This is a genomic window from Marinobacterium sp. xm-d-564 (genome assembly GCF_013283345.1).
Taxonomy (GTDB): Bacteria; Pseudomonadota; Gammaproteobacteria; order Pseudomonadales; family Balneatricaceae; genus Marinobacterium_E.
The window spans coordinates 235324-248502 of record NZ_WBYO01000001.1; the positions used below are offsets into that span (position 1 = coordinate 235324).

The 13179-nt window shown below is 47.1% G+C and carries 12 protein-coding genes; all 12 read left to right on the forward strand.

The annotated features are described in order from the left end of the window. Positions 1-179: 179 nt before the first annotated feature. The 12 genes from XMD564_RS01220 (at position 180) to XMD564_RS01275 (ending at position 13177) form a co-directional block, all read left to right on the forward strand. Entirely contained in the window at positions 180-473 is a 294-nt protein-coding gene (locus XMD564_RS01220; RefSeq protein ID WP_173480542.1) for a co-chaperone GroES, read from the forward strand. Positions 474-520: 47 nt separating this feature from the next. Further along, a complete protein-coding gene (gene groL, locus XMD564_RS01225; protein ID WP_173507666.1) occupies positions 521-2161 on the forward strand; it encodes a chaperonin GroEL in 1641 nt (546 codons plus the stop codon). A 282-nt stretch (positions 2162-2443) separates the two neighbouring features. Continuing rightward, positions 2444-3793: a substrate-binding protein gene (locus tag XMD564_RS01230; protein WP_173480544.1), complete on the forward strand. Its 1350-nt coding sequence runs from the start codon at positions 2444-2446 to the stop codon at positions 3791-3793. 89 nt (positions 3794-3882) lie between these two features. Next, positions 3883-4899: a branched-chain amino acid ABC transporter permease gene (locus XMD564_RS01235; protein ID WP_173480545.1), complete on the forward strand. Its 1017-nt coding sequence runs from the start codon at positions 3883-3885 to the stop codon at positions 4897-4899. Position 4900: 1 nt separating this feature from the next. Beyond that, complete coding sequence (locus XMD564_RS01240; RefSeq protein ID WP_173480546.1) at positions 4901-6016, forward strand: branched-chain amino acid ABC transporter permease; 1116 nt, start codon at positions 4901-4903, stop codon at positions 6014-6016. Positions 6017-6038: 22 nt separating this feature from the next. After that, positions 6039-6794 carry an ABC transporter ATP-binding protein gene (locus XMD564_RS01245; RefSeq protein WP_173483300.1) on the forward strand — a complete coding sequence of 252 codons (756 nt, stop codon included), beginning with the start codon at positions 6039-6041 and terminating at the stop codon, positions 6792-6794. Continuing rightward, positions 6791-7549, forward strand: coding sequence for an ABC transporter ATP-binding protein (locus XMD564_RS01250; RefSeq protein ID WP_173480548.1), 759 nt, complete (start codon positions 6791-6793; stop codon positions 7547-7549). Before XMD564_RS01245 ends, XMD564_RS01250 begins: the two co-directional genes overlap by 4 nt. A gap of 109 nt (positions 7550-7658) precedes the next feature. After that, positions 7659-8588 carry a hypothetical protein gene (locus tag XMD564_RS01255; protein WP_173507667.1) on the forward strand — a complete coding sequence of 310 codons (930 nt, stop codon included), beginning with the start codon at positions 7659-7661 and terminating at the stop codon, positions 8586-8588. 87 nt (positions 8589-8675) lie between these two features. Continuing rightward, on the forward strand, positions 8676-9227 hold the full coding sequence (gene thpR, locus XMD564_RS01260; RefSeq protein ID WP_173480550.1) for an RNA 2',3'-cyclic phosphodiesterase: 552 nt from the start codon (positions 8676-8678) through the stop codon (positions 9225-9227). Positions 9228-9253: 26 nt separating this feature from the next. After that, entirely contained in the window at positions 9254-10606 is a 1353-nt protein-coding gene (gene yegQ, locus XMD564_RS01265) for a tRNA 5-hydroxyuridine modification protein YegQ (RefSeq protein ID WP_173507729.1), read from the forward strand. Between the two features lie 155 nt (positions 10607-10761). Next, positions 10762-12270 (forward strand): fumarate hydratase, encoded by a 1509-nt coding sequence (locus tag XMD564_RS01270; protein WP_173480551.1) that lies wholly within the window; start codon positions 10762-10764, stop codon positions 12268-12270. Between the two features lie 124 nt (positions 12271-12394). Further along, positions 12395-13177 (forward strand): ABC transporter ATP-binding protein, encoded by a 783-nt coding sequence (locus tag XMD564_RS01275; RefSeq protein ID WP_173480552.1) that lies wholly within the window; start codon positions 12395-12397, stop codon positions 13175-13177. Positions 13178-13179: the final 2 nt, after the last annotated feature.

A 13179-nucleotide genomic window follows, 5' to 3' on the forward strand; every position in this document is an offset into this window, starting at 1 on the left:
TTGTGGCCTGCTAAGACCTAAGTTGAAAATTTAAATTTTTTTCAACTTGGGTGTTGAAATCTTTTCCCCCCTCCCCAATTAAATATTTCACCTAAGAATTGTCGGTGAATTATTGGTTCACTGGCTTTAAACAAAAAAACCAACATCGTATTGGATCCTAGATTCAGGAGAAGAACCAGATGAAAATTCGTCCACTTCATGACCGTGTAGTAGTTCGTCGTAGCGAAGAAGAAGCTACTTCGGCTGGCGGTATCGTATTGCCAGGTGCAGCTGCAGAGAAACCAAACCAAGGTGAGGTTGTCGCAGTAGGCGCTGGTCGTGTCACTAATGATGGCCAGGTTGTTGAGCTGTCTGTCAAAGTCGGTGACAAAGTGATCTTTGGTCAGTACGCGGGCACTAACACTATCAAAGTAGATGGTGAAGAGCTGCTGATCATGCAAGAGAGCGAAATTTACGGCGTACTAGAAGCCTAATTCGTTTTACTGGTAAAGAATTGAATAAATTTAAAGGATTCTAAGAAATGTCTGCTAAAGAAGTACTCTTTGGAAATGATGCTCGTCAGGGCATGCTTGCTGGCGTAAACGTTCTAGCAAATGCGGTTAAAACAACTCTAGGCCCTAAAGGTCGTAACGTTGTACTAGAAAAATCATTTGGTGCACCAACAGTGACTAAAGATGGTGTATCAGTCGCTAAAGAGATCGAACTTAAAGATAAGTTCGAAAACATGGGCGCACAGATGGTTAAAGAAGTAGCCTCTAAAGCTAACGACGTTGCTGGTGACGGTACTACGACTGCAACTGTTCTAGCTCAAGCGATTGTTAATGAAGGTCTTAAGTCTGTTGCAGCGGGAATGAACCCAATGGATCTTAAGCGTGGTATCGATAAAGCGGCTGCTGCTGTAGTTGCTCAGCTTGCTGAAATGGCTGTGCCATGTGCTGATTCTAAAGCGATTGCTCAGGTTGGTACTATCTCTGCAAACTCTGACGCTGAAGTGGGTAACATCATTGCAGAAGCGATGGAGCGTGTAAGCCAAGATGGTGTCATCACTGTTGAAGAAGGTTCTGGTTTCGAAAACGAACTAGACGTTGTTGAAGGTATGCAGTTCGATCGCGGTTACCTATCTCCTTACTTCGTAACTAACCAAGACTCTATGGTTGCTGAACTAGAAGATCCATTCATTCTTCTAGTTGATAAGAAGATCTCTAACATCCGTGAGCTGCTTCCAGCACTTGAAGGTGTTGCTAAATCATCACGTCCACTGCTTATCGTAGCGGAAGACGTTGAAGGTGAAGCGCTAGCGACTCTTGTAGTGAATACTATGCGCGGCATCGTGAAAGTGTGTGCTGTTAAAGCGCCTGGTTTTGGTGATCGTCGTAAAGCAATGCTAGAAGATATCGCTATTCTTACTGGTGGTCAGGTGATCTCTGAAGAGGTGGGTCTGAGCCTAGATGCAGTTGAACTTGAGCAGCTTGGTCAAGCTAAGCGCGTAGAGATTAGCAAAGAGAATACTACCATTGTTGACGGTGCTGGCGCTAAAGCAAACATCGACGCTCGTGTTCAAGCGATCCGTGTACAGATGGAAGATACTACATCTGAATACGACAAAGAGAAGATGCAAGAGCGTGTTGCTAAGCTAGCAGGCGGTGTTGCAGTCATCAAAGTGGGTGCAGCGACTGAAGTTGAGATGAAAGAGAAGAAAGCTCGTGTAGACGATGCACTTCACGCAACTCGTGCAGCGGTTGAAGAGGGTATTGTTCCTGGCGGTGGTGTTGCTCTGATTCGTTCACTTCAGGCTGTTGAGAACTTAGAGGGTGACAACCATGATCAGACGATCGGTATTCAGCTGGCACTACGTGCAATGGAAGCACCACTTCGTCAAATCGTAGCAAACGCAGGTGGTGAGCCATCAGTGGTTGTTAACGAAGTTCGTAACGGTAAAGGTAACTACGGTTACAACGCGGGTACAGAAGTCTACGGCGATATGCTTGAGATGGGTATCATCGACCCTGTTAAGGTAACTCGTTCGTCACTTCAGGCGGCAGCGTCAATTGCGGGTCTAATGATTACCACTGAAGCGATGGTTGCTGAGATCCCAGAAGATAAGCCAGCTATGGGTGCACCTGATATGGGTGGGATGGGTGGTATGGGCGGCATGATGTAATCATACCCCCCTTATATAAAACCCCGATCGGTTAGCCGCTCGGGGTTTTTTTATGTCTATAATTCAGTAGTTGAAGAGGTTCTTTATACCGCTAAGTTTTTGTATTTGCTTTAATATTTTTACTTTGGTTATAGGTTGGTATGAGATTTCATATCTTGAAAGAGTTTTCCTAGTACATTGGTCTAAATCAACCTTTAGTAGGGTAGTCACTCAGTGTTGACTTTAGTACTTTGCAGTTTCCGATTGTAATAAAAACAAACCCAACAACGGAGTTACAAAGTAATGACTGATAAGACTCAAGGCGTTTCACGCCGTACGGTACTTAAAGGCACTGCAGCTTCTGCAGCGGCTATCGCAGTACCAAGCTTCTACATCCCAACTGCTTCTGCTGCAGGTTCGTTCCGTAACGACCCTAAGGCTTCTGGTAAGTGTGTCCTAGGTTTTAACGTACCTCAATCAGGCGCTTACGCAGATGAGGGTGCAGACGAACTACGCGCATTCAAACTTGCTGTTAAACACCTTAACGGCGAAGGCGATGGCGGCATGATGCAAACCATGAAACCAATGAACCTTAAAGGTAACGGTATTCTTGGTATGAAAGTTGAGTACGTAACTGGTGATACTCAGACTAAGTCTGACGCAGCACGTGCATCGGCTAAACGTATGATCGAGAAAGATGGCGTTATCATGTTCTCTGGTGGTTCATCTTCAGGTGTAGCTATCGCAGTTCAGGCTCTAGCTGAAGAGATGGGTACCATCTTCATGGCAGGTCTAACACACTCAAACGATACAACTGGTAAAGACCGTCGTCGTCACGGTTTCCGCCACATGTTCAACTGTCACCAATCAGCACTAGCGCTACGTCCAGTACTTAAAAACGAGTACGGTACAGATCGTCAGGTTTACCACCTAACAGCTGACTATACTTGGGGCTGGTCTCAGCAGGACTCTATCGAGAAGGGTATGGCTGCTGAAGCAAACTGGAACACAGTTGCTAACGTTAAAACACCAGTAGGTGCAGGTGACTTCTCTCAGTACATCACACCAATCCTAAACTCTGGTGCAGATACTCTTATCCTTAACCACTACGGCGGTGACATGGTTAACTCTTTGACTCAGGCGATTCAGTTCGGCCTGAAAGATAAGCAAGTTAACGGTAAGGACTTCCAGATCATCGTTCCTCTATTCTCTCGTCTAATGGCGAAAGGTGCGGGCGACAACATGAAGGGCATCCTAGGTTCTACAAACTGGAACTGGAAGCTAACTGACGAAGGTTCTAAAGCATTTGTTAAGTCGTTCGGTCAGGAATACGGTTTCCCACCATCACAGGCTGCTCACACTTGTTACGTACAGACTATGCTTTACGCAGATGCTGTTGAGCGTGCTGGTACTTTCGATCCACAAGCAGTTATCGCTGCTCTTGAAGATCACGAGTTCGATGGCATGGGTAACGGTGCTTCTTTATACCGTAAAGCGGACCACCAGGTAATGAAGAATGGCCTAGTGGTACGCGGTAACATGAACCCAACATCTGACTTCGACCGTCTTGAAGTATTGGATGTGGTTTCACGTGAGAAGCTTACTTACGATCCAAACGAAGGCCCATTCGCCGGCGGCGCTCAGTGGTCTTAATCCAAGTGTAATTTTAATTACACCTTGGCACGCGAAGGGGTCCAAGGGACCCCTTCGTTTTTTATTAGCTTTTTTGGAGATTCATAGCTGTGGATGCAATAATCCTCCAGATCTTGAACGGTCTAGATAAGGGTGGTGCTTATGCACTGATTGCCCTAGGTCTAACGTTGATTTTCGGTACCTTAGGTGTCGTGAACTTTGCTCACGGTGCTCTTTTCATGTTGGGTGCTTTCGTCGCAGTTTCAGTTCGCGAAGTACTTACTATTTCAACAAAAGTTAAAGATGAGTCGGTTACTTTCTTTGAAGCATTCAAAGAGATCCCATACCTAGAGCTCTGGCTCGGTGATACGGGTAGAGCCATTATCGACTGGTCTGTTCCAATATCGATTTTAATCGCTATACCTATCATGCTTGTGATTGGCTTGGTGATGGAGCGTGGCCTAATTCGCCACTTCTACCGTCGCGCACATGCTGATCAGATCCTTGTAACTTTCGGTCTTGCGATCGTTATTCAAGAGATCATCAAAGCTATCTACGGTGCAAACCCGATTCCACAGCCAGCACCAGAAATGTTTGAGGGTACAGCGAACATCGGCGCACTCTTGGGCTTAGGTGACAATATCGTCTACCCGAAATGGCGTCTTGTTTATTTAGGCTTTGCTGCGATTGTCATCGCTGCAGTGTTTGCCTTCTTGCAGTTTACAACCTTTGGTATGGTGGTTCGTGCCGGTATGGCGGATCGTCAAACGGTTCAGTTGTTGGGTATCAACATCACCAAACGTTTCAGTATCGTCTTCGGTCTAGCTGCGGTCGTCGCAGGTTTGGCAGGTTTGATGTACACACCAATACTCTCTCCTAACTACCACATGGGTATGGACTTCCTAGTTCTGTCATTCGTGGTTGTAGTAGTGGGTGGTATGGGTTCACTACCGGGTGCGGTAGCGGCAGGTTTCCTACTCGGTATCCTCCAATCGTTCGCATCGATGAACGAAATCAAACAAATCATCCCAGGTATTGACCAGGTAATTATCTACCTAGTTGCAATGATCGTACTGCTCGTTCGTCCACGTGGTCTAATGGGTCGCAAGGGTGTAATGGAGGACTAAGATGCATATTGATAAATTTACACCTAAATCAGACATGATGATGCTGCTGGGCTTTGCAGCAGCCGTCCTGCTAATGCCACTTTGGCTTCAGCCATTCGGTGCAGCCTACCCAGACTTAATGCAGCGTTTCGCTATCTTCGGTCTGTTCGCAATTGGCTTTAACATTCTATTCGGTCAGACAGGTTACCTGTCGTTTGGTCACGCAGCGTTTATCGGTGTGGGGTCTTACACAACGGTTTGGATCTTCAAGCTGTTTACACTGAACATCCTTCCAGCGATGGTTGCCGGTGTTGTGGTGTCAGGTATCTTCGCCCTAGTCATTGGTTTCATCTGTCTTCGTCGAACAGGTATCTACTTCTCGATCCTGACACTGGCTTTAGCTCAGATGAGTTACAACCTTGCTTACTCTGTACTCACACCTATTACCATGGGTGAGACAGGTCTGCAGGTTGAAGCGGCTGACCCACGTGCTTGGGATGCGCCTCTAGCTGAAGGTGCGGTACCTCGTACTAACCTATTCGGCATTGAGATGACAGACTTTGGTGGCCTAGCAGGCTTCTACATCTGTGCAGCATTCTTGATTGTTGGTTTTTATGTCGCTCTACGTATCACTCGTTCACCTTTCGGTTCGATGCTACGTGGCCTTAAAACTAACCAAAACCGTATGTCATACACAGGTTTGAACACTCGCCCATATGCACTGGCAGCGTTTGTAATATCAGGTATGTATGCGGGTCTTGCTGGTAGCTTAATGGCAGCGATGGACCCTCTAGCGGGTGCGGAGCGTATGCAGTGGACTGCATCAGGTGAGGTTGTTCTTATGACAATCCTTGGTGGTGTCGGCACATTGGTTGGCCCGTTCCTTGGTGCGGTAGCTATCAAGTACTTCGAGAACATCTTCTCTGCTATCGATGGTGCAGTTCTGACTAGTGCTCTAGATTTCCTACCAGACTTCTTGGTTTCTGGCCTTGTTCCAGTACTGTCTCTGTTCGTAGGTAAAGGTTGGCACCTAACGCTAGGTCTAATCTTCATGCTGGTCGTTATCTTCCTGCCTGGTGGCATCATGGAAGGTTACCGTCGAATCAAAGCTCGCTTCTCGAAGCAGGGCGAAGAGTAACTCAAGCTAACAGGATATTTATATGTCAGTACTAGAAATCTCTGGCGTAAACAAAACATTCGGTGGCTTGAGAGCACTGGATGACGTCAACTTAAAAATTGAAGAGAAAACCGTTCATGCGGTCATCGGTCCGAATGGTGCCGGTAAATCAACACTGCTGAACGCAGTCATTGGTAAGTTGATTCCAGATAACGGCACGATTTCGTTCTCTGGTAACAGCATGATTGGCCTTAAGCCACATAAGATTAACCAGTTGGGTATTTCACGCGTATTTCAGACTCCTGAGATCTTTGCTGATCTTACGATCATGGAAAACATGATGATCCCACTGTTGGCTCACCGCGATGGCGAATTCAAGCTAAATGCTTGGAAACGTTCTGATCAGGATGCAGACCTGCAAGAGAAGGCTGCTAAATACCTAGAGTATGTGAACATGCTAGGTAAATCTGATACTCACGCGGGCAGCATGAGCCGTGGTGATAAGCGTCGTCTTGAGTTGGCAATGTGTCTCTCTCAAGAGCCAAAACTACTACTTCTTGATGAACCAACCGCGGGTATGGCACGTGCCGATACCAACAACACAATCGATCTGTTGAAGAAGATCAAAGCGGATGGAATGACGATGGTCATCATCGAGCACGATATGCATGTAGTCTTCTCACTCGCTGATAAAGTGAGTGTAATGGCAGCAGGTCACGTGATCGTTGAGGGTTCTCCAGATGAAATTAAAGTGAACCCTAAAGTTCGTGAAGCATACTTGGGAGGAGCGGAAGTATGACCAATACAGTCGCAACTGAAGCCGTTAGAACTCAAAACCTGGGTACACCGGTTACCTACTGTTCTATCCACGATATTCATGGTTACTACGGTGAGTCTTACATCGTTCAGGGTGTGAGTTTCAATATCCATGAGGGTGAGATTCTTGCTCTACTTGGCCGTAACGGTGCCGGTAAAACATCAACGTTGCGTACCATCGCACGTTGTGATGACCCAGTATTAAAAAGCGGTGAGATCTGGTTGGATCACCAAAATATTCACGACATGACAGCGTATGAAGCGTCACAAGCGGGTATTGCACTGGTTCCTGAAGATCGCTGTATCATTCCTGGTTTGACGGTAGAAGAGAACCTGCAGCTGGCTCAAATTGCGCCTCCTAAAGGTTGGAATATCGAACGCATCTACGAGCTATTCCCTCGTTTGGGTGAGCGTCGTAACCAAGAGGGCGTCACTCTGTCAGGTGGTGAGCAGCAGATGCTTGCGATCGGTCGCGCGCTCTGTCGAGACATCAAAGTTCTTCTTCTTGATGAACCTTATGAAGGTCTGGCTCCTGTTATCGTTCAAGAGATTGAGCGTACTCTACGTGAGATCAAAGAGCTGGGTATTACTACCGTGATTGTCGAGCAGAATGCAATTGCTGCACTGAAGCTTGCTGATCGCGCAGTAATCCTTGATACCGGTAACGTTGTATTCGACGGAACCGCTCAAGAAGTTCTTGATAACGAAGCGCTTCGTAACGAGTACCTAGCGATTTAATCGCGCTCTTATCAGTACTCCACCTGTGCCCAGCTTTGCTGGGCACTCTTTTTTGGGGGGGATAAAACTGGTAATGTATCACTTTCTAATTGAGTAAGAACCCTCTTCAATGTCTGAACGTCGCGAACCAGGATTCAATTTAGATCAACTGGCCGAGCCAGTGCCCACTCTTGAACCTGAAAAGCAAAAACCTCAAGTGCCTAACAACCCCACTAATGCCGCCGTTAAGCCCTCTTCTAAAAGTAGTGGTTTAGCAACGGGTGTTGCTGTTATTGCACTGTTAGTGGCTGTGGCTATGGCTGTATGGAACTACCAACTGACTCAAAAGATGGATCAACAATCCGTTCTTCTGGAACAGATGAACTTATGGCTTGAGAGTACCGATGCAACGCTGACGAAGACAACGACTTCAGCGTCACAATCAGGTGAAACCCTCTCTTCTCGATTAGAGCAGCTTAATGGTCGTGTTGAAGATCGTATTAAGCATTTTGACTCTGAGATCGCTAAGCTTTGGACCGTTTCGTATCAGCGCAATAAGCCTCAGTTGGAGAAGCAGGGCAAGACGATTGAAGCACAGGCTAAATTGATTAAATCTCAGGCTGAATCGATTAAAAGTATTCAGTCGGGTGTGGATCAAGTTCAAGCACAAGCTAAAAAGAGCGAAGGGTCTGTTAATAAACTGTCCAAAACAGTTTCAGAATTTGATAGCAGTTTGCAAAAACGTGACCAACAGCTATCCAAATTGAATGACCTAGTTGCCAGTAAAGATAAGCAGATCGCTCAATTAAGTGAACGGGTAGCTCAACTCAACAGTGACCTTGAGTTTCAGCTCTCTATTGAACGGGACGAGAGAGCAAGGCTTTCAGAGCAGCTTGAACAAGTTAAGGCAGGTTCCAATTCCAGTGATCTTGATGGCCGTTTAGCGACCATTGAAGATCGTCTCCGCTCCATTGATTCTAGTCGCCAGTCGGTCAATGCCGAACTATTGAACATCAAACAACAGCTCAATACGCTGCTGCTTGAAGGAGCTATTCGTTAGTTGAATTATTCGCAACTGATCAATACTTGTCCAAATCCTTGCCAATGGGCACAATACGCGCCACATGAAATGGAGCTGAGTTAAGACGTGAAGCTAAGAACCTTTTTTGCTTTACGCATTCCTGATAGAACGGCTCGAGAGCTCGCTAATCTTTCTGATGAGTTGTGTCAGTTTGATTTAGGGCTGGACGCAACCTGGTTTGATTCATCTGGCTATCACCTGACGCTCTGCTTTTTAGGAGATGTCAGCCTAGAACAGATAGAACAGCTCGAGAAACGTGCCACTCAAATAGATTTTGGTAGTCGTTTTACCGTTCAGCTAGATCAGGTCAGTTATTACGCCGTTAATCCGAGACTCTCCCTGATCGCGGCGATGACCGCGCAGAATAGTCAGCTAACGATGCTCCATGAGCAGTTAGTGGCGTTAGCCGAAGAGGTTGGCATTGTTTGTAAAGATCAGAACTTTATGCCCCACGTCACCTTGGCACGCTTGCCAGCGGACAATCGATTTGCTGTCGACAGAGAGTTGCCGCCTATCGATCATAGCCTGCCGGCTGACTCGATTGTGCTTCTTCAGAGCACTGAGGGTGATCATGGCAGTGTCTATAAGCCGCTTTTCGAAGTGCCACTTACACGCTAAACCGTTTAACCAATTTTGAGAACATGATGCGAAAACCCGAGCTATTGTCCCCTGCAGGGACCTTGCGAAATATGAAGTATGCCTTTGCCTATGGTGCTGATGCGGTCTATGCCGGTCAACCGCGCTATAGCCTTCGTGTACGTAACAACGACTTTACTCTTCAGAACCTTGAAGAGGGGATCAATATTGCGCATCAACTGGGTAAAAAGTTTTTTGTCGCCAGTAACATTCTGCCGCACAATTCAAAGTTGGGTACCTACATGAAGGATATTGATCCTGTTGTAGCGATGAATCCTGATGCCATGATCATGTCCGACCCTGGCCTGATTATGATGGTCAAAGATAAGTATCCAGATCTTCCGATTCACCTCTCTGTTCAGTCGAATACTATGAACTGGGCTGCAGTGAAGTTCTGGGAGCGAGCAGGTATTGAGCGAATCATCCTGTCACGTGAACTCTCGCTAGATGAAGTGGCTGAAATACGTCAACAGTGTCCGGATATTGAGCTTGAGGTCTTTGTTCATGGCTCACTCTGTATCGCCTACTCAGGTCGCTGTCTGCTATCGGGTTACATCAACCACCGAGATCCAAACCAGGGTACTTGCACAAATGCTTGTCGTTGGAAATACGATGCTCATGAAGCTCAGGAAGATGAGTCCGGTGATGTGGTTCCCGTTCAGAGCTTTGATCCAAGCGAAGAGAAGCAGCCTGCCCTAGGTAAAGGTAAGCCATCAGATCAGATCTACCTGCTCCAGGAGGAGACTCGCCCTGGAGAGTATATGCCGGCCTTTGAAGATGAGCACGGTACCTACATCATGAACTCAAAAGATCTGCGCGCCATTCAGCACGTGCATCGCTTGACGGAGATGGGCGTCGACTCTCTGAAAATTGAGGGACGCACTAAGTCGCACTACTACGTTGCCAGAACCGCGCAAGCTTACCGTCAAACCATTGACGATGCAGCGGCTGGTCGCCCATTCGACAAGGGGCTAATGGATGTCCTTGAGAATCTTGCAAACCGAGGATACACCGAAGGTTTCTACCGTCGTCATGTTCACGACGAATACCAGAACTATGAAACGGGTAACTCTGTGGGTGTGCATCAGCAATTTGTCGGTGAAGTGGTTGAGCGTGACGCGGACTCTGGCAAGCTTGTTATCGATGTGAAGAACAAATTTGAGGTGGGTGACACACTTGAGTTGATGACCCCTCAGGGTAATCGTCGCTTCAAGCTTGATGAGCTGTATGACAAGAAAGGTGCTCGAGTCCATGTTGCCCCAGGTTCAGGACACCGTGTGACACTACCACTCGATTTTGATACTGATATGGAATACGCGCTACTGATGCGTGATCTTCCAAACGCTCCAGAGAGGGCGTAAATGATAGCCGGCGACTGAGCCGGCTTTTTTGTCTCTACAGGTTCTGCTTAGCCGTTAGACAAAGTGTGGTCATCCCATCTCGATTGGATGATGTATAATCTTGCAGCACTGCAGGGGTGGAGCCCCCTGATCATCACTATAAATGGAGTTTTCCAATGAGCGTTATTCGTCAAGACGACCTTATTGATAGCGTTGCTGATGCGCTACAGTTCATCTCTTACTACCACCCAATCGACTTTATTGAAGGTGTGCACGAAGCCTACCTGAAAGAGGAGAACCCAGCCGCTAAAGATGCGATGGCGCAGATCCTAATCAACTCACGTATGTGTGCCGAAGGTAAGCGTCCTATCTGTCAGGACACCGGTATCGTTACCGTATTCCTTAAAGTGGGTATGAACGTACAGTGGGATGCTTCAATGAGCGTCACCGATATGGTCAATGAAGGTGTTCGTCGTGCCTACATGCACCCTGATAACGTTCTACGCGCCTCGATTCTTGCCGACCCTGCTGGAAAACGTCAGAACACCAAAGACAATACTCCTGCTGTTATCCACTACGAAATTGTAGAGGGCGATGAGGTAGAAGTTCATGTGGCTGCTAAAGGTGGTGGTTCAGAGAATAAATCGAAGATGGTGATGTTGAACCCATCTGACAGCATCGTGGATTGGGTGGTTAAAACGGTACCGACTATGGGTGCTGGTTGGTGTCCACCAGGTATGTTGGGTATTGGTATTGGTGGTACTGCCGAGAAGGCAGCAGTCATGGCCAAAGAGTCTTTGATGGACCCAATTGATATTCATGAGCTACGTGAGCGTGGCCCGCAGAACCGTGTCGAAGAGCTTCGTTTAGAGATCATGGATGCGGTCAATGAGCTAGGTATTGGTGCACAGGGTCTTGGTGGTCTGACAACGATTCTAGACGTTAAGATCATGGACTACCCAACGCACGCGGCATCTTTGCCAATCTGTATGATCCCTAACTGTGCTGCGACGCGTCATACACACTTCACTTTGAAAGGTGATGGTCCAGCCGTTCTCACACCACCAAGCTTGGATCAGTGGCCAGAAGTGACCTTTGAAGTCGGTGCTAATACACGCCGCGTCAATCTTGATGAGATCACACCTGAGTCGGTTAAAGAGTGGAAGGTTGGTGAAACTATTCTGCTTAACGGTAAGATGTTAACCGGTCGTGATGCTGCCCATAAGCGCATGGTTGAGATGCTCAATAACGGTGAAGAGTTACCAGTTGATCTGAAAGGGCGATTCATCTACTACGTGGGTCCTGTCGACCCTGTCCGTGATGAGGTTGTAGGCCCTGCTGGCCCAACAACGTCAACACGTATGGATAAGTTCACACGTCAGATTCTAGAGTCAACGGGCCTATTGGGGATGATTGGTAAATCAGAACGTGGTCCAATCGCTATTGATGCGATCAAAGATAACCAAGCTGTTTACTTAATGGCTGTAGGTGGTGCAGCGTACCTTGTATCTAAAGCGATCACTGACTCAAAAGTGCTAGCCTTCCCAGAGATGGGCATGGAAGCGATCTATGAGTTTGAAGTCAAAGATATGCCGGTGACTGTGGCTGTAGATGTGAATGGTGAGTCTGTTCATACATCTGGTCCAGCTAAATGGCACGACATAATCGTTAAAGCGAAAGGCTAAACGAAAACTCACATTAAGGGCCGCGTTTATCGCGGCTTTTTTGTTTGTGGAATATAGAAGGCTTGCCGTGTGTCACTATTCTCGCTAAAGTCCCTTGATTACATGACTGTTTGGTTAAGTTTTAATGTCTCAAGATTCACAACCCGCTACTGCGCTTCGCATGATCGATATTCATAAATCCTACGGATCCCTGAACGTTATCAAAGGGGTCTCACTGGAGGCGAAAGATGGCGATGTGATCTCTATTCTCGGTTCGAGTGGCTCGGGTAAGAGTACGCTACTGCGCTGTATTAACCTGCTTGAAAATCCAAGCAAGGGTGAGATCTATCTTGGGGATGAGAAACTTGAGTTGGTGCCATCTAAGAGTGGCGAGTTGCAGGCTAAAAGTCGAAAGCAGCTTGAAAATATGCGTTCGCGTATCGGTTTTGTATTCCAGAACTTTAATCTCTGGCCGCACCGTACTGTGTTAGAGAATATTACAGAAGCTCCCATTCAAGTTTTAAAACAGTCTAAAGATGAGGCGGTGGGGCAGGCAAAACTGATCCTAGAGCAGGTCGGTCTCGTAGATAAGATCGATGCCTATCCTAGTCATCTTTCAGGTGGCCAGCAGCAGCGTATTGCGATAGCACGTGCTTTAGCGATGGATCCACAGCTGTTATTGTTCGATGAGCCAACTTCAGCGCTTGATCCTGAGTTGGTCAATGAAGTGCTGGCGGTCATGCGGGATCTGGCCTCACAGGGACGCACTATGCTGATAGTAACCCATGAAATGCGCTTCGCACGTGATGTTTCGAGCCAGGTTGTCTTTCTTCATGAAGGACATATCGAAGAGCAGGGAACACCAGAGAAACTATTCGAAAATCCTTCATCTGCAAGGGTGAAGGCCTTTATGTCGAGTCATCAATAGGA